Source organism: Streptomyces showdoensis (assembly GCF_039535475.1).
GTDB classification, from domain to species: Bacteria; Actinomycetota; Actinomycetes; order Streptomycetales; family Streptomycetaceae; genus Streptomyces; species Streptomyces showdoensis.
The window spans coordinates 2,193,540-2,213,236 of record NZ_BAAAXG010000026.1 but is presented as its reverse complement, the minus strand read 5'-3'; the positions used below and the strand labels follow the sequence as shown (position 1 = coordinate 2,213,236).

General features: G+C 72.5%; 16 protein-coding genes and 1 pseudogene. 6 read left to right on the top strand and 11 right to left on the bottom strand.

Features of this window, described 5'->3' with window-relative positions; all coding sequences use genetic code 11:
- Positions 1–30: 30 nt before the first annotated feature.
- Together ABD981_RS23135 and ABD981_RS23130 are read right to left on the bottom strand one after the other, a co-directional pair.
- Complete coding sequence (locus ABD981_RS23135) at positions 31–516, bottom strand: nitroreductase family deazaflavin-dependent oxidoreductase (RefSeq protein ID WP_046909947.1); 486 nt, start codon at positions 514–516, stop codon at positions 31–33.
- Positions 517–1,716 carry an acyl-CoA dehydrogenase family protein gene (locus tag ABD981_RS23130; protein WP_046909948.1) on the bottom strand — a complete coding sequence of 400 codons (1,200 nt, stop codon included), beginning with the start codon at positions 1,714–1,716 and terminating at the stop codon, positions 517–519.
- 209 nt (positions 1,717–1,925) lie between these two features.
- On the opposite strand from ABD981_RS23130, the gene ABD981_RS23125 reads away from it, so the two are divergent.
- The 4 genes from ABD981_RS23125 to ABD981_RS23110 all read left to right on the top strand — a co-directional run bounded on the left by ABD981_RS23125 (position 1,926) and on the right by ABD981_RS23110 (position 8,710).
- Positions 1,926–3,101 carry a thiolase C-terminal domain-containing protein gene (locus ABD981_RS23125; protein WP_046909949.1) on the top strand — a complete coding sequence of 392 codons (1,176 nt, stop codon included), beginning with the start codon at positions 1,926–1,928 and terminating at the stop codon, positions 3,099–3,101.
- A 97-nt stretch (positions 3,102–3,198) separates the two neighbouring features.
- Positions 3,199–4,554, top strand: coding sequence for an FAD-dependent monooxygenase (locus tag ABD981_RS23120; RefSeq protein WP_123954848.1), 1,356 nt, complete (start codon positions 3,199–3,201; stop codon positions 4,552–4,554).
- A 145-nt stretch (positions 4,555–4,699) separates the two neighbouring features.
- A complete protein-coding gene (locus ABD981_RS23115; protein ID WP_123954849.1) occupies positions 4,700–8,005 on the top strand; it encodes a FlgD immunoglobulin-like domain containing protein in 3,306 nt (1,101 codons plus the stop codon).
- A gap of 36 nt (positions 8,006–8,041) precedes the next feature.
- Entirely contained in the window at positions 8,042–8,710 is a 669-nt protein-coding gene (locus ABD981_RS23110) for a pyridoxine/pyridoxamine 5'-phosphate oxidase (RefSeq protein WP_123954850.1), read from the top strand.
- A 7-nt stretch (positions 8,711–8,717) separates the two neighbouring features.
- Here the strand turns inward: ABD981_RS23110 and ABD981_RS23105 are convergent.
- The 4 genes and pseudogenes from ABD981_RS23105 to ABD981_RS23090 form a co-directional block, all read right to left on the bottom strand.
- Positions 8,718–10,617, bottom strand: a pseudogene (locus tag ABD981_RS23105) (AMP-dependent synthetase/ligase).
- A 252-nt stretch (positions 10,618–10,869) separates the two neighbouring features.
- Entirely contained in the window at positions 10,870–11,661 is a 792-nt protein-coding gene (locus ABD981_RS23100) for an ABC transporter permease (protein ID WP_046909952.1), read from the bottom strand.
- Positions 11,662–11,759: 98 nt separating this feature from the next.
- On the bottom strand, positions 11,760–12,737 hold the full coding sequence (locus ABD981_RS23095; protein ID WP_046909953.1) for an ATP-binding cassette domain-containing protein: 978 nt from the start codon (positions 12,735–12,737) through the stop codon (positions 11,760–11,762).
- A gap of 43 nt (positions 12,738–12,780) precedes the next feature.
- Positions 12,781–13,452: a DUF4097 family beta strand repeat-containing protein gene (locus ABD981_RS23090; protein WP_046909954.1), complete on the bottom strand. Its 672-nt coding sequence runs from the start codon at positions 13,450–13,452 to the stop codon at positions 12,781–12,783.
- A 261-nt stretch (positions 13,453–13,713) separates the two neighbouring features.
- On the opposite strand from ABD981_RS23090, the gene ABD981_RS23085 reads away from it, so the two are divergent.
- Positions 13,714–14,499 (top strand): GbsR/MarR family transcriptional regulator, encoded by a 786-nt coding sequence (locus ABD981_RS23085; RefSeq protein WP_046909955.1) that lies wholly within the window; start codon positions 13,714–13,716, stop codon positions 14,497–14,499.
- Positions 14,500–14,596: 97 nt separating this feature from the next.
- On the opposite strand, the gene ABD981_RS23080 is transcribed toward ABD981_RS23085, so the two are convergent.
- The 3 genes from ABD981_RS23080 to ABD981_RS23070 form a co-directional block, all read right to left on the bottom strand.
- Positions 14,597–15,937: a dicarboxylate/amino acid:cation symporter gene (locus tag ABD981_RS23080; RefSeq protein ID WP_382747733.1), complete on the bottom strand. Its 1,341-nt coding sequence runs from the start codon at positions 15,935–15,937 to the stop codon at positions 14,597–14,599.
- Positions 15,938–16,324: 387 nt separating this feature from the next.
- The gene (locus ABD981_RS23075) at positions 16,325–16,591 is read right to left on the bottom strand and encodes a DUF4229 domain-containing protein (RefSeq protein ID WP_046909957.1); all 267 of its coding nucleotides are present in this window, start codon (positions 16,589–16,591) and stop codon (positions 16,325–16,327) included.
- 94 nt (positions 16,592–16,685) lie between these two features.
- A complete protein-coding gene (locus tag ABD981_RS23070; RefSeq protein ID WP_046909958.1) occupies positions 16,686–17,252 on the bottom strand; it encodes a hypothetical protein in 567 nt (188 codons plus the stop codon).
- A gap of 166 nt (positions 17,253–17,418) precedes the next feature.
- Here ABD981_RS23070 and ABD981_RS23065 point away from each other — a divergent pair, with 166 nt between their 5' ends.
- Positions 17,419–17,952, top strand: coding sequence for a GNAT family N-acetyltransferase (locus ABD981_RS23065; protein ID WP_046909959.1), 534 nt, complete (start codon positions 17,419–17,421; stop codon positions 17,950–17,952).
- Positions 17,953–17,958: 6 nt separating this feature from the next.
- Here ABD981_RS23065 and mqnE read toward each other — a convergent pair whose 3' ends face one another.
- The gene (mqnE, locus tag ABD981_RS23060) at positions 17,959–19,122 is read right to left on the bottom strand and encodes an aminofutalosine synthase MqnE (RefSeq protein ID WP_046909960.1); all 1,164 of its coding nucleotides are present in this window, start codon (positions 19,120–19,122) and stop codon (positions 17,959–17,961) included.
- Positions 19,123–19,215: 93 nt separating this feature from the next.
- Entirely contained in the window at positions 19,216–19,671 is a 456-nt protein-coding gene (locus tag ABD981_RS23055) for an Lrp/AsnC family transcriptional regulator (protein WP_046909961.1), read from the bottom strand.
- Positions 19,672–19,697: the final 26 nt, after the last annotated feature.

The window sequence follows — 19,697 nt, the reverse complement described above, 5'->3', positions numbered from 1 at the left end:
CGGACTGCCGCCGGCGTTCTTTCTCCCCTCCTACCCCTCCGCCGGGGTCCGGGTCAGCCGGAAGAGCCGGATCTCGCGGTCGATCCGCGCCTGGTACGTCGCGTACGGCGGCCAGAAGGCCAGCGCCGCCCGCCAGGCCGCCGCCCGCTCCTCCCCCGTGAGCAGCCGGGCCCGCACGGGGAAGCTCTCGCCGCGCCAGCTGACCTCGGCGTCCGGGTGGGCGAGGAGGTTGGCGGTCCAGGCCGGGTGTCCCGGGCGGCCGAAGTTGGAGCCGATCAGCAGCCAGGTGCCGTCCGCGGGCTCCGGCATGCAGGCGAGCGGGGTGACCCGCGGCAGCCCGGACTTCGCGCCCTTGGCGGTGAGGACCACGCCCGGCAGCATCTGCGCGCTCAGCATCACCTTGCCGCGGGTCAGCCGGTGCACGGTCCGGTCCATGGCGGGGATGAAGTGCGGGGCGACCCTGGCGAAGGCCCGGGTGGAGGAGACCTTCTGCATCAGGCGCAGTCCGATCGGCATCTAGGCCACCTCTCCGAAGAGTCCGCTGCGTTCGGCGGCGCGGGCGCGCAGCCGGTGGGCGGGGCCGAAGAGGAGCTCGTCGGCGGCCGCGCGCTTGAAGTACAGCTGGGCGTCGTGCTCCCCGGTGACGCCGATGCCGCCGTGCGGCCGGGCGGTCTCCGCGGCGGCGGCCCGCAGCGCTTCGAGGGCCTGGGCGAGGGCCAGCGCGCCGGCCTCCGGCTCCGCGCCGTCGAGGGCCGCGCAGAAGGTGAGCGAGCGGGCGGACTCGACCTGGACCAGGAGCTCGGCGAGCCGGGGCTCGACCGCCCGGAGGGAACCGGCCGGGCCACCGGGCCGCTCGCCTGCACCGAGCCGCGCGACGGCGTGGTCGAGGGCGGCGCGCGCGGCGCCGACCGCCTCGGCGGCGAGCGCGACGGCGGCCGTGCGTCCGGTGGCGGCGAGCGCGGCGAGGACCGTCGGCGCCTCCCCGGTCTCCTCCCCCAGCAGCTCCGCCGGCACGTCCCGGAGCTGGATGGTGGCCTGGGAGCGGGTGGCGTCGAGGGCGGGCTGCCGCCGCCGTACGAGCCCGGCCGCGCCCTCCGCCCCGCGGACGAGGAAGAGCAGGGTGCGACTGCGCGGGAAGCCGCCGGCGTGCGCGGCGACCAGGAGCAGTCCGGCGCTGTGCCCGTCGAGGACGTGGACGGCCTCGCCGTAGAGCGACCAGTGCTCGCCGCCGGCGGGCCGGGTGGCCTGGACGCCGCCCGAGCGCCCACCGCCGGCCCAGGGCTCGGCCGCGTTGTCGCCGGTGAGCCCGAGGGCGAGCGGCAGCGACCCCCCGGGCACGGCGAGGGCGCAGGTCAGGGAGCCGTCGGCGATCCGGGGCAGCAGCTCGGCGCGCTGCCGCTCGGTGCCGAGGGCGGCGATCAGCGGGGCGACGAGGACGGCGGTGGCGAGCAGCGGGGAGGGGGCGAGGGCGCGGCCGGTCTCCTCGCAGGCGAGGGCGAGTGCGGCGGGGCCGCGTGCGACTCCCCCGTACTCCTCGGGCAGGGCGATCGCGGGCAGGCCGAGGGTGCCGGCCAGGGTGGCCCAGAGCCCGGCGTCGTATCCCTCGGGGGTGGCGACGGCGGCGCGGATCTCGGCCGGTCCTGCCCGCTGGGCGAGGAGTTCGCGCAGGGTCCTGCGGATCTCCTGCTGCTCTTCGGTGACGGCGGCGGTACGCATGGGGCTCCCCTCCGTAACTGACGGGGCGTCATATTAGGGCGGGGAGCGCCAGAAACACAGACCACGGCACCCCCGGTCCGACAGGGCCCCCGACGGGGGCGGCGCCCGGACCGGGGTGGACGGCGGACGGGCGGCGACCGAGCGGGGGCCGGACCCCGACACCCCGCCCCCACCCCCGGATCCACCAAATCTGATGTACCGTCAGATTCATGCCCACCACCTCAGGGGACCGCCGTCGCCGCGTCGCCGTCGTCGGCATATCCCTCTCCGACTGCGGCCGCGTCGACGAGGCCACTCCCTACGCCCTGCACGCCCAGGCCGCCCGCCGCGCCCTCGCGGACAGCGGCCTCGACCGCTCCGTCATCGACGGCCTCGCCTCGGCGGGCCTCGGCACCCTCGCCCCGGTGGAGGTCGCCGAGTACCTGGGACTGCGGCCCCGCTGGGTGGACTCGACCGCCGTCGGCGGCGCCACCTGGGAGGTCATGGCCGCGCACGCCGCCGACGCCATCGCGACCGGCCGCGCCAACGCGGTGCTGCTGGTCTACGGCTCCACCGCCCGCGCCGACATCAAGGCACGGCGGCGCACCTCCAACCTCTCGTTCGGCGCCCGCGGCCCGCTCCAGTTCGAGGTGCCGTACGGCCACACCCTGATCGCCAAGTACGCGATGGCCGCCCGCCGGCACATGCACGAGTACGGCACCACCCTGGAGCAGCTGGCCGAGGTGGCCGTCCAGGCCAGGGCGAACGCGGCCCTCAACCCGGAGGCGATGTTCCGGGACCCCGTCACCGTCGACGAGGTGCTGGCCGGCCCGATGATCGCCGACCCCTTCACCAAGCTGCACTGCTGCATCCGCAGCGACGGCGGCTGCGCGGTGCTGCTCGCGGCCGAGGAGTACGTGCCGGACACGGCGAAGGCCCCGGTCTGGGTGCTGGGCACCGGGGAGTACGTCTCGCACACCACGATGTCGGAGTGGGAGGACTTCACGGTCTCCCCGGCGGCGGTCAGCGGCAGGCTGGCCTTCGAGCGGGCGGGCGTGACCCCCGCCGACATCGAACTCGCCGAGATCTACGACGCGTTCACCTACATGACCCTGGTGACGCTGGAGGACCTGGGCTTCTGCGCGAAGGGCGAGGGGGGCGCGTTCTTCCAGGACAAGGACCGGCGGGAACGGCTGCCGGTCAACACCGACGGCGGCGGCCTCTCCGCCTGCCACCCGGGGATGCGGGGCCTGTTCCTGCTCGTCGAGGCGGTCCGCCAGCTCCGCGGCGAGGCACCGGGACTCCAGGTGCGCCGCCCGGACGGCTCCCTGCCGGAGCTGGCGGTGGCGTCGGGGACGGGGGGCTGGTTCTGCTCGTCGGGGACGGTCGTCCTGGGTCGGGACTGAGATCTATACAGTTGTCATAGACAGGCGTGTAGGACATCCGTATAGTCGGGGGTGCGGGGCCGCGACGGCCCCGCACCCACCGACAAGGAGTCCCCCCATGCGCGCAGCCCGTACGGTCCTGATCTCCGGCGCCTCGATCGCCGGCCCCGCCCTCGCACTCTGGCTGCACCGCTACGGCTTCGTCCCCACGGTCGTCGAGCGCGCCCCGGAACTGCGCACCGGCGGCTACAAGGTCGACCTGCGCGGCGGGGCCATCGAGATCTGCGAGCGGATGGGCATCCTGGCCGAGGTCCGCGCGGCCTCCACGGACATGGCGGGCGGCTCGTACGTCGACGCGCGGGGCCGCACCGTGGGCGAGCTGCCCGCCGAGATCTTCGGCGGCCGGGCGGAGCAGGACGACGAGATCATGCGCGGCGACCTCGCCCGCATCCTCCACGAGAAGACCCGCGAGGACGTCGAGTACCTCTTCGGCGACTCGATCGCCTCCCTGCACGACGACGGCGAGGGCGTCGACGTCGTCTTCGAGAGCGGCACCCGGCGCCGCTTCGACCTGGTGGTGGGCGCGGACGGGATGCACTCGCACACCCGGCGGCTGGTCTTCGGCGACGAGCGGCGGTTCCGGCACCACCTCGGCGCCTACATCTCGATCTTCACCGCCCCGAACCGCCTCCGCCTGGACCGCTGGGAGACCTACCACGCCCGCCCCGGCAAGCTGGTCTCCGTCTACAGCACCTCCGGCGAGAGCACGGGCGCCGCCAAGAACTGCTTCGTCTTCGCCTCCCCCGCCGAACTCGCCTACGACCACCGCGACACCCCCGCCCAGAAGCGCCTGCTCGCGGACGCGTTCGCGGGGGACGACTGGGAGATCCCGCACCTGATCGCGGACGCGGCGGAGGCCGACGACTTCTACTTCGACGCGATCGCCACCATCCGCATGGACCGCTGGTCCCGGGGCCGCGTCGTCCTCCTCGGCGACGCCGCCCACTGCACCTCCCCCGCCTCGGGCCAGGGCACCGGCCTCGCCCTCACCGGCGCCTACGTCCTGGCCGGCGAACTCGCGGCGGCGGGCGGCGACCACGTGGCGGGCTTCGCGGCGTACGAGGAGGTGATGCGGCCGGGCGTCGAACTCAACCGGCGCTTCGCGGAGAAGATGGCGAAGGAGATGACGGTCTCGTCCCGCCGGAAGATCGCCCTGCGCATGTTCCTGGTGCGGACCCTGCCGAAGACCCCGTGGAAGAACCTGATCGCCCGCAAGATCCGCGAGGAGATCCAGCGGGCGGCCGACGCGGTGCCGGTGAAGGAGTACGGGCAGCACGCCGCGTACGGGCAGCACGCCGCCTACGGGCAGCACGCCACCTACGGGGAGCACGCCGCGTACGGGGAGCAGGCGCGAGGGGCGACGGAGGGGGCGGGCCGGATGAAGCCGGAGAACGGGACGTTCCAGGGCATCTGAACCCGTTCGAAACCCGCTTCCGGTGCGGCTGGGGCCCCTGTTACGATCGCGCCTTCGGACGGGAAGCGCCGGGAGGGGCCGCGCGGAGCACGCGCGAACGAAGGCCACCCGTCCTCTGCCTGAACAGGCTTCGGAGGGGAATCACTTGTACACCCGCATACGCACCCGCGCCACGCTCGCGGCAGCGACCACCCTGGCCGTCGCGGCCGGCCTCACCACCGCGCTGGCCGCCCCGGCCCTCGCCGACGAGACCCCGGCGGCCGACGAGGTCGTGATCCCGGACGCGGGACGCGCCAAGCCGCGCGAGGAGACCCTGCTCCAGGCCGGGGCCACCGGCTACGTCCACCGCCAGGAGGGGACCGACGGCCTCCTGTGGACGGACACCGCCTCCGGCGCGAGCACCACGCTGCCCACGACCGCCCAGAGCGGCCATTCCGGCCTCTACATCACCACCGGCGGCGGCGCGGTCACCGTGACCGACATCGCGAAGCAGACCACGACCACGATCGCCATCCCCGCGGGCCGCGGCTGGTACGGGGTCTACAACGCCGACGGCATCGTCACCAGCACGGCCCAGGCCGACGGCACGTCCGTGGCCCTCACTCTGGTGCGCTCCGTGGACGGCGGCATCGTCGAGACCCCCGTGACCGGCGTACCGCAGGGCACCGGCACGCTGAGCCGGGTCGGCCAGGACGACCGGGGCGCGGTCCTCCGTGCCTCCCTCGGCGGCGACCTGTTCTACCTCCACTACGCGACCGGCACCCTGACCCCGCTCCCCGCGGCCTTCCGGAACGCCACGACCGTCCGGCTCGCCCCGGACCACGTCCTGGCCTGGTCCACCGGCAGCGGCACGCTGTACACGGTGCCTCGCACGGACGCCTCCGCCCAGCCCGTGACCACCGTCGTCCCGGCACCGGTCGACTCCCTCGGCAAGGTGGAGTTCTCGGTCCTCGGCACCCACGTCCTCTTCGTCCGCCCCGCCCCGTCCTACGACCAGCGCGGCGTCCTCGCCCAAAAGCTCCAGACCGTGCCTCTCGGCGGCGGCGCGACGACGGACCTGCTCCCGGCCGCGACCGCGAACCTCACCGTCTCCCCCGACGGCGGCGTCCTGGCCGTCGGCGGCACCAGCGCCTCCGGCTGGGCGGTGCACCGCATCACGCTCGGCGAGGACGGCACTCCCCGTGCCGCCACCGTGCAGAGCGTCCCGCGCGTCCCCGGGACACGCAACGGCCTGGCCCTGGGCGGCGGTCGGCTGAGCTACTTCGCCGACTCCGTCGTGGGCTCCTCCCCGGCGCTCTTCGACGTCGACACGAGCGCGACCGGCACGCCCTCCGCCGGCGAACCGCACCGGCGCAACCGCCCGCTCTGGGACAAGCCGTCCGGCTTGCGCTCGCTCGGCGACGGCGAGTCCGCGTTCGGGAACGGCGCCTGGGTGGACGCCACGCCCAACCGCACCGCCGAGCTGCCCTCCGCGGGCACCGTCGTGGACGCCGCGGGCCGTTTCGCCCTGGCGAAGAACGGCGACACGACCTACGCGGTCGACCTCGACCTCGACTACGCACTCGAGCCGGACGTCCGCCTCACCCTGCACAAGTCCGCCGCCGCCCTGTGGGGCACCAAGGTCTGGAAGCCCGCCCCCTCGACGGGCTCCGTCAACTCCTACGACCTGCTGAGCGGCGCGACCTCCCCCGCGGTCAACCTCGGCTCCGGCTGCGTGCCGTCCGAGCTCCAGGCGGTCGGCCGGTGGCTCTACTGGGCGTGCGGGACGGCCAAGGCCGGCATCTACGACCTCACGGCCAAGAGGAGCGTCGCCGTGCCGGCGGGCGAGTCCCTGCTCGGTGACGGCTTCGTCGTGCGCCACGACCGGACCGCGAACAAGCTGCTCCTGACGAACGCCGTCACCGGACTGACCACGGACTTCGCGGCCGTCCCCGCCTGGGCTGCCGCCGACGGGCGCGGGAGCACCTGGACCGTGGACAAGTTCGGCGCGAACGTCGCGTTCGTCGACGCCCAGAAGAACATCCACGTCAAGCGCGTCCCGGTCGCCGCACAGCCGTTCACACTGCTCGACCAGGACCTGCGGCAGATCTCCGGCGGCACCAGCCAGCTCCGCTGGCGCATGTCCCGTTCCGTCGGGGCGTGGAGCGTCGAGATCAAGAACCCGGCCGGCAAGACCGTCCGCACGTACCGCGGCACCACCGGAAACGGTGCCGGCGTCGCGGTCGACTGGGACAGCCGGGACGACCTCGGCCGCGGCGTCGAGGACGGCACGTACACGTACGTCATGAACGCGCAGCCCGCGAACGGCGTCGGAGCCGGCCTCCGCCGCACCGGCACGGTCTGGGCGTTCGACGTCGGCCTCACCACCCTCCCCGGCACCTACACCCCCGTCACCCCCGCCCGCCTCATGGACACCCGCTCCGGCCTCGGCGTCCCGAAGGCCAAGGTCGGCGCCGGGAAGACCGTCTCCCTCAAGGTGACGGGAACCGGCGGGGTGCCGGCCGCCGGTGTGACGGCGGTCGTCCTGAACGTGACGGCGACCAACGCCACGTCGAGCAGCCACGTCTCCGTCTACCCGTCCGGGACCGGGCAGACCTCCGCGTCGAACCTCAACTTCACGGCCGGCCGGACCGCCGCGAACCTGGTGACCGTGCCGGTCGTCGACGGCCGCGTGAAGTTCTACAACCGCGCCGGTTCGGTCGACCTGCTCGCCGACGTCGCGGGCTACTACACCGCGGGCACGGCGGGCTCCGCCTACACGCCCGTCACCCCGAAGCGCCTCATGGACACCCGCAACGGCACCGGCGTCCCGAAGGCGAAGCTCGCCGCGAACGGCACCGTCACCCTGCCCGTCACCGAGCCGGGCGCCACCGCCGTCGTCCTGAACGTCACCGCGACCAACCCCACCGCCGGCAGCTTCGTCTCCGTCTACCCGCACGGCACCCAGCGGACCTCCGCCTCGAACCTCAACTTCACCGCCGGCCAGACCGTGCCCAACCTGGTCGTCGTCCCGGTGAAGGACGGCAAGGTCACCTTCTACAACAAGAACGGCACCGTCGACCTCCTCGCCGACGTCGCCGGCTACTTCAAGAAGGACACCGGCTCCGTCTTCACCGGCATGCAGCCCAAGCGGCTCATGGACACCCGCAACGGCACCGGGGTCGCCAAGGGCAAGGTGGGGGCCGGCAAGACCGTCAGCCTCGACGTCGACCCGAAGTACACGGCGGTCGTCCTCAACGTGACCGCGACCAACCCGACCGCGGGCGGCTTCGTCTCCGTCTACCCGTACGGGACGACCCGCACCGCCGCCTCCAACCTCAACTTCACCGCCGGCCAGACGATCCCGAACCTCGTCGTCGTCCCGGTGAAGGAAGGAAAGGTCACCTTCTACAACCACTCCGGCACCGTCGACCTCCTCGCCGACATCGCCGGCTACTACACCGCCCGATAGCGACCCCCACCCCCGCGGGGCCTCATGATGGGCGGCATGCACACCAGCCAGTCACCCTTCGTCGAGGCCCTGCGGTCGTCCCGGGTCTGGGACACCGAGCTGCCCGCCTTCGAGCCCGCCGACGCGCCCGCCGAGCCGCTGCCGCTCTTCCACGCGTGGTTCGTGGCCGCCGTGGAGGCCAAGGCCGTGGAGCCGCACACCATGGCGCTCGCGACCGTCGACGCGGACGGGCGGCCGGACGCGCGGATCGTGATGCTCCACGACGCCGACGAGCGGGGCTGGCACTTCGCCTCGCACGCGGGCAGTGCCAAGGGGCGGCAGCTCGCAGGCCGGCCCGAGGCCGCGCTCACCTTCTACTGGCCGGTCCAGGGCCGCCAGGTCCGGATCCGGGGGCGGGTGTCCACCGGGACGCCCGAGGAGGCGTACGCCGACCTCCACGCCCGTACCCCCGGTGCGCTCGCCTCCGCGCTCGTGGGGCACCAGAGCGAGGTCCTGGAGTCCACGGCGGCCCTCGCCGAGGCGAGCGCCGCCGCCTGGGACCGGGCGCTGCGGGAGCCGGAGGCCGACGCGCCGAGCTGGACGCTGTACGTGGTCGAGCCGGCCGAGGTGGAGTTCTTCCAGGGCGACGAGCGGCGCCGGCACGTCCGGCTCCGCTACCGGCGGGCGGCGAACGGCGACTGGGAGCGGGAACTGCTCTGGCCGTGAGGGGAGTTCAGGGCCGGAGCGGTTCCTCGCCTCGGCCCCCGTACATCTCCTCGATCTCCCGCCCGAAGTCCCGCAGGACCGCCCTCCGCTTGAGCTTCAGCGACGGGGTCAGGTGCCCGCCCGCCTCCGTCCACTCCCGCGTCAGGATCCGGAACGCGCGGATCGACTCGGCCCGCGACACCATCCGGTTGGCCTCGTCGACGGCCCGCTGGACCAGCCCGATCAGCTCCTCGTCGCGGGCCAGCTCCCACAGGGCGAGGTGGTCCTTGCGCCGCATGTGCCGCCAGTGCAGCAGCCCGTCGTGGTCGAGGGTGATGAGCGCGGTGACGTACGGGCGGCCGTCGCCCAGGACCATGCACTGGGCGACGAGGGGGGTGGGCGCGCAGCCAGTCCTCCAGCGGGGCGGGGGCGACGTTCTTGCCGGCGGAGGTGACGATGATGTCCTTCTTGCGGCCGGTGATGCGCAGATGGCCCTCGTCGTCCAGGGCGCCCAGGTCGCCGGTGGGGAACCAGCCCTCGTCCGTGTAGGGCAGGGCGACCCCGCGCCGGGCGTCCCAGTAACCGGCGAAGACGTGGCCGCCCTTGAGCCAGACCTCGCCGTCGTCGGCGATCCGGACGGCGGTGCCGGGCAGCGGGCGGCCCACGGTGCCGGGGCGCGGCGAGCCCAGCGGGGTGACGGTCGCGGCGGCGGTGGTCTCCGTCAGGCCGTACCCCTCGTAGACCTCGACGCCCGCCCCGGCGAAGAACTCGGCGAGCCGCGCTCCGAGCGCCGAGCCGCCGCAGACGACGTGCCGGACGCGGCCGCCGAGCGCGGCCCGGATGCGCCGGTAGACGAGCGGCTCGTAGAGCGCGCGGGCGGCGCGCAGCCCGAGCGAGGGGCGCGGGGCCCGGCCGTAGCGTTCGGCGACTCCGGCGGCGCGGTCGAAGGAGGCGGCGCGGCCGGCGCGTTCGGCGGTCGCGCGGGCGGTGTGGAAGACCTTCTCCAGGACGTACGGGATGGCGAGGAGGAAGGTCGGCCGGAAGGCGGCGAGGTCGGCGAGGAGTTCGTCGCTCTCGACGGAGGGCGCGTGGCCGACCTTCACGCGGGCGCGGACGCAGCCGATGGCGACCATGCGGCCGAAGACGTGGGAGAGCGGCAGGAAGAGGAGGGTGGAGGCGGGTTCGCTGCTGACCGCCTTGAAGACGGGGTGGAGGAGCCCGACGGCGTTGTCGACCTCGGTGAGGAAGTTGCCGTGGGTGAGGGCGCAGCCCTTGGGGCGGCCGGTGGTGCCGGAGGTGTAGACGAGGGTGGCGAGGGTCTCGGGGGTGAGCAGCCCGCGGCGGGCGGTGACGGCCTCGTCGGGCACGTGCGCCCCGGCCTTGCGCAGCTGGTCGACGGCGCCGGTGTCGAGCACCCAGAGCTGGCCCAGGGAGGGCAGTTGGCGCCGCTCGGCGGAGACCAGCCGGGCCTGGGCCGGGTCCTCGACGACGCAGGCGGCGGCGCCGGAGTCCTGGAGGATCCAGCGGATCTGGTACGCCGAGGAGGTGGGGTAGAGCGGGACGGTGATGAGTCCGGCGGCCCAGGCGGCGAAGTCGATGAGCGTCCACTCGTAGCGGGTGCGGGCCATCAGCGCGAGCCGGTCGCCGGGCCGCAGTCCCTGGGCGATGAGTCCCTTGGCGACCGAGTGCACCTCGGCCGCGAAGGCGGAGGCGGTGACGTCGGTCCAGCCGCCGTCGGGCCGTTTGCGGGCGAAGAGCACGGCCGTTGGGTCCTCGCGGGCGGTGCCGTACGGGAGGTCGGCGAGCGAGCCGCGCCGTACCGGCGGGACGAGGGCGGGCACGGACGCCTCGCGTACGGTCCCGTCGACGCGGACCAGCGTGGGCACCGGCGCGGCGGGCGGAGCGGACGGCGACTCGGAGACGGGCACGTGCGGCTCCTCGGGCGTCGAGAACCGGACAGTAACCTTACTTTCGAGTAAATCTAGGGTGCGGCAAGGGATTTGGACAGATCCACGCCACCGCCGAAAGACCCTGGAGCCGAGGAGCCGAGGAGCCGAGGAGCCGAGGAGCCCAGGAGCCCCGGAACGCCGAAAGGGCGGCGTGCTCCGGCGCGTTGCCGGGGTACGCCGCCCTAGGGCGGTGCGGGTGTGCCGGGTGACGGGGCGCCGTCACGGGGGCGGCTACCGGGGGTCCTGGTTGAACTTCGAGGTCGACCAGAAGTAGCCGAGGACCGCGAGGCCCACGCACCAGGCGGCCGCCAGCCAGCCGTTGTAGCCGATCTCGCTGCCGAGCAGCAGGCCGCGCAGGGTCTCGATGGCGGGGGTGAAGGGCTGGTACTCGGCGATCGGCTGGAACCAGCCGGGCATCGAGTCGACCGGGGTGAACGCGCTGGACAGCAGCGGCAGCAGGATCAGCGGCATCGCGTTGTTACTGGCGGCCTCGGCGTTCGGGCTGACCAGGCCCATGCCGACCGCGATCCAGGTGAGCGCCAGGGAGAAGAGGACGAGCAGACCGAAGGCGGCCAGCCACTCCAGGGCGGTGGCGTCGGTGGACCGGAAGCCGATGGCCACGGCGACGGCGCCGACCAGGACCACGCTCGCGACCGACTGCAGCACGCTGCCGACGACGTGTCCGACGAGGACCGACGGGCGGTGGATGGCCATCGTGCGGAAGCGGGCGATGATGCCCTCGGTCATGTCGTTGGAGACCGAGACCGCCGTGCCGATCGTGGTGCTGCCGATGGTCATCAGGAGCAGGCCCGGGACGATGTAGGCGATGTACGCCGAGCGGTCCGGGGCGCCGCCGGTCAGGCCCGCGCTCATCGCGTCGCCGAAGATGTAGACGAAGAGCAGCAGGAGCATGATCGGGGTGAGCAGCAGGTTCAGCGTCAGCGACGGGTAGCGGCGCGCGTGGAGCAGGTTGCGGCGCAGCATCGTGGCCGAGTCGCGCACGGCGAGGGAGAGGGAGCTCATCGGACGTCCTCCTTGGACGGGCAGGGCTTGGGGTACGGGGCGGGACCGGGGGTACGGGGCGGGACGGGCGGGGCGAACCGCGGCGGTGGGGGCGACGGTCAGACGGACCGGCCGGCCTGGTCCGGGACCGTGGCGCCCGGGACCGTGGCGCCCGGGCCGGTGAGCGCGAAGAACACGTCGTCGAGGTCGGGGGTGTGCACGGTCAGCTCGTCCGCCTCGACCCCGGCCGTGTCCAGCCGGTCGAGCAGGACCCGCAGGGCGCGCTGGCTGCCGTCGCTGGGTGCCTGGAGGGTGAGCGACTCGTCGTCGCGCAGGGACGTCTCCAGGGCGAGGGCGGCGGCCTGGTAGGCGGCCGGGTCGGTGAAGCGGAGCCGGACGTGGCCGCCGGGGACGAGCCGCTTGAGCTCCTCGGCCGTGCCCTCGGCCGCGATCCTGCCGTCGTTCAGCACCGCGATGCGGTCGGCGAGTTCGTCGGCCTCCTCCAGGTACTGGGTGGTGAGGAAGACGGTGACTCCGTCGGAGACGAGACCGCGGATGATCTGCCACATGGTGTGGCGGGAGCGCGGGTCGAGACCGGTGGTCGGCTCGTCGAGGAAGATGATCCGCGGGTCGCCGACCAGGGTCATGGCGATGTCCAGGCGCCGCTTCATGCCGCCGGAGTAGGTGGAGGCGGGCTTCTTCGCGGCCTCGGTGAGGTCGAAGCGCTCCAGCAGCTCGGCGGCGACTCGCCGGCCCTCGCGCTTGGAGAGGTGGTGCAGGTCGGCCATCAGGAGCATGTTCTCCTCGCCGGTGATCAGCCCGTCGACGGCGGAGAACTGCCCGGTGACGCCGATCGAGGCGCGCACCTCCTGGGGGGCGGCGGCCAGGTCGTGGCCGCCGATGCGGACGGCGCCGGTGCCCGCGTCGGCGGAGATCAGGGTGGAGAGGATCTTCACGGCGGTGGTCTTGCCGGCGCCGTTCTGGCCGAGCAGGGAGAAGATCGTGCCGGCGGGGACGGCCAGGTCGACGCCGTCGAGGACGACCTTGTCTCCGTAGGACTTGCGCAGTCCGTGCGCCGCGATGGCCAGGTTGCTCATGGGAGGGGCTCCTTCACGCTGCTGGGGTGGGGCGGATACGGGGTCAGTTGCTGCGGGCGGTGATGTCGCCGTACGCGGTGGTGGCGCGGAAGGTCAGCCCGGCGGCGGCGCCCTCGGTGTTGCGCAGGGCGTTGTCGATGCGGCCGTAGCCGGTGCCGGCGTCGAGGGCGGCGGAGGCGCCGTGGGCCGCGCCGACCGTGATGTCGCCCTTCTCGGTGCGCAGTTCGACCGCGCCGCGGACGGCCTCGGTGACCGTGATGTCGCCCTGGCGGGTGCGGAGTTCGGCGGGGCCGGTCAGGCGGCCGATCGTGATGGCGCCGTCCTGGACGTCGACCCGGGCGCTCGCGGCCTCGTCGAGCGTGACCGGGCCCTGCGCGGTCTCCAGGACGACGTCGCCGAGGCGTCCGGTGCCGCGCAGTTCGCCGGCGGCGACCCCGGCCTCGACGCGGGAGCCGGCCGGGAGCTGGACGGTGACCTCGACGACGCCGGAGCCGCCGAGCACCTTGCGCTCGGCCTCGGGGGCGGCGATCCGCAGCACACCGTCGGCGAAGGTGACCTCGACGCGCTCGGCGGCCTTCACGTCCTGGCCCTTGGCGGCGTTCGCGGGGCGGACCTCGACGGTGGCGTCCTCGCGGTCGGCGGCGAGGAACTCCACGCGCCCGGCCGGGATGTTCAGGACGGCGGCGATCGGGGCGGTGGTGGCGAAGTTCTGCATGACGTTCTCCTGCGGGTCTCTGACGCTCCGTCGGCGTTTCCGACAATGGAAAAGCTACGTTGCGTTCGAGATCTAGGCAACGCATTCGTTGCGCACAAAACACATACATGCAGCTCAGCGCCATAAAATCGTTGCAACCGGAGTCCATTTAACGCAACGTCAGCGACCCATAGCGTTGCAATAGTCGAGGAGTGAACGCTATGCTGGGGACGTCAGGCAGCACGCAGAGGGCGCCCAGAGGGCACAGAGAAGGAGACCGCGATGCCGGGAGGCAGACTCACCCAGCAGGAACGTCAGCAGATCGCGCTGGGACTGGGCGACGGCCTCGCCTACGCGGAGATCGCCCGGCGCCTCGACCGCCCCACCTCGACCGTCACGCGCGAGGTCATGCGCAACGGCGGCCCCACCTCCTACCGGGCCGACCTGGCCCAGCGCGCCACCGAGCGCCGCACCCACCAGCGCCGGCAGACCGTGCCCCGGGGGCGGGGGGCGGCCCCGCAGACCCCCGGGCGCGACCCCGAGGCCGTACGCGAGTACGAGGAGACCTTCACGACCCTCCTCATGGCGCAGGGCCTGCCCAAGATGATGGCCCGGGTGCTGATGGCCCTCTACACCAGCGACGAGGGCAGCCTCACGGCGTCCGAGCTCGCCCAGCACCTCCAGGTCAGCCCGGCTTCCGTCTCCAAGGCCATCACCTTCCTCGACGCCCAGGGCCTGGTCCGCCGGGAGCGCGACGAGCGCCGCCGCGAGCGCTACACCGCCGACAACGACGTCTGGTACCACGGCACGGTCGCCGGCGCCCGGGCCAACCTCCAGCTCGCCGAGACGGCCCGCCAGGGCATCGGCATCCTCGGCCCCGACACCCCGGCCGCAGCCCGCCTGGAGACCATCGCCCGTTTCGTCGACTTCATCGGCGAGAGCCTCCTGCGCGCCGCCGAACAGGCCCGCGACATCCTCTACTCGCAGCCGGGCACGGCCCCGGAGGCACCGGAGGCGGCCGCCGCGCCGGAGCCGTCCGCCGCGCGGCGGGACGCCGAGCGCGCCTGACGGAGCCGCCTGACGGAGCCGCGCCCGGAAAAGCCGTGAGGCCCATGCCCCCTCTGCGGGGGCATGGGCCTCACGGGTCGAGCCGTGCGCGGAAGGATCAGGCCGCGGCCGGGACCGCCACCTTCTGCTCCGCCTCGCGGGCGTCCACCAGCTCGTCGACCGGGGAGGCCGAGGCCGAGTCGTACGCGGCGCGGTCGAGGATCTTCTCGCGGGAGGACACGAGCACGGGCACCAGGGCCTGGCCGGCGACGTTCGTGGCCGTGCGCATCATGTCGAGGATCGGGTCGATCGCCATCAGCAGGCCGACGCCCTCCAGCGGGAGGCCGAGGGTGGAGAGGGTCAGGGTCAGCATGACCGTCGCACCGGTGAGGCCGGCGGTGGCCGCCGAGCCGATGACCGAGACGAACGCGATCAGCAGGTACTCCTTGACGCCGAGCTGGACGTCGAAGATCTGCGCGATGAAGATCGCGGCGAGCGCCGGGTAGATCGCGGCGCAGCCGTCCATCTTCGTCGTCGCGCCGAACGGCACGGAGAAGGAGGCGTACTCCTTCGGGACGCCGAGGCGCTCGGTGACCCGCTGGGTGACCGGCATGGTGCCGACCGAGGAGCGGGAGACGAAGGCCAGCTGGATGGCGGGCCAGGCGCCCTTGAAGAACTGCAGCGGGTTGAGCTTGGCGACGGTCGCGAGGAGCAGCGGGTAGACGCCGAACAGGACCAGGGCGCAGCCGATGTAGACGTCGGCGGTGAAGGTGGCGTACTTGCCGATCAGGTCCCAGCCGTAGTTCACGATGGCCTTGCCGATGAGGCCGGCGGTGCCGATCGGGGCGAGCCGGATGACCCACCACAGGGCCTTCTGCAGCAGCTCCAGGATCGACTCGGAGAGGGAGAGGATCGGCTGCGCCTTCTCGCCCAGCTTCAGGGCGGCGATGCCGGCGACGGCGGCCATGAAGACGATCTGGAGGACGTTCAGCTCGGTGAAGGGCGTGATGACGTCCGTCGGGATGATGCCGGTGAGGAAGTCGATCCAGCTGCCCTGGTGCTCGGGGAGCTTGCCGTCCTTCGGCGTGAGGCCGGTGCCGGAGCCGGGGTTGGTCAGCAGGCCGATGGCGAGGCCGATGCCGACCGCGATCAGCGAGGTGATCATGAACCAGATCAGGGTCTGCGCGGCCAGCCGGGCCGCGTTGTTGACCTTGCGGAGGTTGGTGATCGACACCAGGATCGCGAAGAAGACGAGCGGGGCGACGGCCAGCTTGAGCAGCTGGACGAAGATGCCGCCGACCTGGGTCAGGGTCTCCTTCAGCCAGCCGATGTCCTGGCTGCGGGCGAGCCAGCCGAGCAGGACGCCGATGACCAGACCGGCGACGATCTGGGCCCAGAACGGGACCTTGGGTATGCGGGACTTCGCCACGGGCGCGGACGAGGACGCGGACACGGACACACTCCAGCGGTGCGTATCGGGAAATACGGGACGGGGGTGCGGCGCCGCGCTCGAAGCGCGGACCGCTGCATGATGCCGGGTCGGACTCAGCGACAACAGACCGCGGGCATACAGGGGGTCCCCCCTGAACGAGCGAAGCCGAGTGATCGGGGGAGGCACGGATCGACGTGCAGGCGCGCCACGAGCGGGGGGCTCGCGGCAGATCGGAGGCGCACTGCTGTCTTCATGCCGAACACGTTAACACTTGAACTTTGAGATCCTCAAAGATGTTCTTTGAGGCGCGGAACGGGTCCGGAACGGAGAAAACCCCAGGCGGGCGCCGTGTGAGGCGCCCGCCTGGGGTTCGGTGCGTGTGCTGTGAGCTTGCTTACGCGGCCTTTATGCCGCTCAGGCCGCGTCCTCCGCGGAGCGGTTCGCGTCGAGCCGGCCCTTGGCGCGGTCGACCTTCTCCACGATCTGCACGCTCATCGCGTCGCGCTCCTTGCGCAGCAGCACGAAGCTGAGCGGCGCGGAGATGACGATCGAGAGCAGCAGGACCCACAGCAGGTTGGAGTCGCCGAGGCCGCGCGGCAGTACGCCGACGTAGACCAGGCCCCACAGCGCGAGGAAGCTGCCGGCGAAGATGCCGAGGCGCATCAGGGTGTAGCGGAGCATGTCAGTCCCTCCCATACCGGACGAGCGTCCCTCCAGTGAAGCACGGGGAGGGACGCTCGCCGGGACCGGGGTCGGCCGTCGGTCGTCGCGCGGCTCAGACCAGCCAGCGGTGCTCGCGCACGAGGCGGAGTTCCGCCCAGCGTCCGCCGAGGCCGTAGTAGCTTCCGGCGCCGGTCGCGGCCGTGATCAGCAGCACCAGGGCGATCATCCAGTGGCTGTCCATGAAGGGGTTGGCGCTGGGCCAGAGGGTGACGAGCCACATGAAGCCCATCATCAGCGTCCCGGAGACCGCGGCGATCCGCATGCCGATGCCCAGGATCATCGCGAGACCGACGCCGAGCAGGCCGAGCATGAAGAGGGTGTCCAGCCACCAGGCCCCCGCGACCGAGTCGAAGAGGTGGGCGAAGGGACCCTGGGTGCCGTGCAGCAGGAAGCCCTCGGTGGGGTGACCGCCGTTGATCCAGGCGCCGGCCGACGGGGTGGACCTGCCGAGGCCGAGGGCCTTGTCCAGGAACGGCCACAGGAAGAAGAAGCCGACGAGGACGCGGGAGGCGGCGAGCAGGAGGCGGGTGCGGCCCGAGCGGACGAGGACGTCGTCCTGGCTGCCGGGCCGGCCGACGGGGCGGCGGAGGGTGTGACGTTCCGGCGTGTGAACAGCCATGGCGGCGGCCTTCTTCCCTGGTCAGGAGCCCGGGACGGGAGCTCGTGAATACATTCACAAGCTACTCCCGCACTTATCCCGCACAGACGGCCGAAGGTCCCGATCCGGACGTCCGAAGGTCGGAACATCCTTGAGCATCACGCCAGGTAAGGCATAGCCTCACCTCATGACCCTTACTTTCGAGCTGGACCCGCCCGTCGGCCCCGCCCTGCGGGACGGCGTGCTCGCCCTCTGGGCGGACGTCTCCAACGCGGGCGGCTCCGTCGGTTTCGTCCCGCCCGTGACGCCCCAGGAGATCCGGCCCGCGCTGCTCGACCACCTGGTCGGGATGGCGAAGGGCACCACCCGGCTGCTGGTCGGCCGGGACGAGGGCGGCGAGGTCGCCGCGACCGCCTTCTTCCGGTACAACGACCACCCCCTGATGACGCACTGGGTGTGGCTGTACACGGTGATGGTGCACCCCCGGCACCAGGGCAGGGGGTACGGGCGCGAGCTGATGGCCGCGGTCGAGCGCGCCGCGCGGACCGCCGAGGGCTTCGAGCACGTCGAGGCCGTCCGGCTCACCTGCCGGGGCGGCAACGGGCTCGAAGCCTTCTACGCGCGGGCCGGCTACAAGGAGGTGGGACGCGTCCCGGCCGCCATCCGGGTGGCCCCGGGCGACGACCGCGACGACGTCATCATGCTGCTGACGCTGTCCTAGCGAGGATCAGAACCGCATGGGCTGCGGGGTCTCCCGCCGCTCCGCGTCCGGACCCGGGTACTCGCGGATGACCTCGTAGCGCGTGTTGCGCTCCACCGGGCGGAAACCGGCGTCCCGGATGAGCTCCAGGAGGTCCTCACGGCCGAGCTTGTTCGGGGTGCCGTAGTTGTCGGCGTCGTGCGTGATCTTGTACTCGACGACCGAGCCGTCCATGTCGTCCGCGCCGTGCTGGAGCGCCAGCTGCGCGGTCTGGACGCCGTGCATCACCCAGAACACCTTGACGTGCGGCACGTTGTCGAAGAGCAGCCGCGAGACGGCGAAGGTCTTCAGCGCCTCGGCCCCGGTGGCCATCGTGGTGCGGGCCTGGAGCTTGTTGCGGATCTTGCCGTCCTGCATGTCCACGAAGTCGTGCTGGTAGCGCAGCGGGATGAAGACCTGGAAGCCGCCGGTCTCGTCCTGGAGCTCGCGCAGCCGCAGCACGTGGTCCACGCGGTGGCGCGGCTCCTCGATGTGCCCGTAGAGCATCGTCGCCGGGGTCTTGAGCCCCTTCTCGTGCGCGAGGCGGTGGATCCGGGACCAGTCCTCCCAGTGGGTCCGGTGGTCCACGATGTGCTGCCGGACCTCCCAGTCGAAGATCTCGGCGCCGCCGCCGGTCAGGGACTCCAGACCCGCCTCGATCAGCTCGTCGAGGATCTCGGAGGCCGACAGGCCCGAGATGGTCTCGAAGTGGTGGATCTCGGTGGCGGTGAAGGCCTTGAGCGAGACGCTCGGCAGCGCCTTCTTCAGCTCGGAGAGCGAGCGCGGGTAGTAGCGCCAGGGCAGGTTGGGGTGCAGCCCGTTGACGATGTGCAGCTCGGTGAGGTTCTCGTTCTCCATCGCCTTCGCGAGGCGCACGGCCTCCTCGATGCGCATGGTGTACGCGTCCTTCTCCCCCGGCTTGCGCTGGAAGGAGCAGTAGGCGCAGGAGGCGGTGCACACGTTCGTCATGTTCAGATGACGGTTCACGTTGAAGTGCACCACGTCGCCGTTCTTGCGGGTCCTGACCTCGTGGGCCAGTCCGCCGAGCCAGGCGAGGTCGTCCGACGCGTACAGCGCGATGCCGTCCTCACGGCTCAACCGCTCGCCGGCGAGGACCTTCTGCTCCAGCTCCCGCTTGAGCCCCGCGTCCATACGGTCGCCTCCCACTCTCATCCGCTGCGTTCAGGCGCCCGGAACGGCGCCTCCCCACCGTACTCCCCCACCCTTCGGGCGGAGGGACCCCCATCAGCCCTCGTCAGGCAGGTCCCCGACCCGGTTCTCCCACTTCGTGGAGAGCACGATCGTGGTACGGGTCCGCGACACGCCCTTGGTCCCGCTGAGCCGGCGGATCGTCTTCTCCAGGCCGTCCACGTCGTCGGAGCGGACCTTGAGCATGAAGGAGTCGTCGCCGGCGATGAACCAGCAGTCCTCGATCTCGGCCAGGTCCTTCAGCCGGCGGGCCACGTCCTCGTGGTCGGCGGCGTCGGAGAGCGAGATGCCGATGAGGGCGGTGACGCCGAGGCCGAGCGAGGCGGCGTCGACGGTGGCGCGGTAGCCGGTGATGACTCCCGCCGCCTCGAGACGGTTGATGCGGTCGGTGACGGAGGGGCCGGAGAGCCCGACGAGCCGGCCGAGCTCGGCGTACGAGGCCCTGCCGTTCTCGCGCAGAGCCTGGATGAGCTGCCTGTCCACGGCGTCCATAGGTATGAAGCCTTCCATTGTCCAGC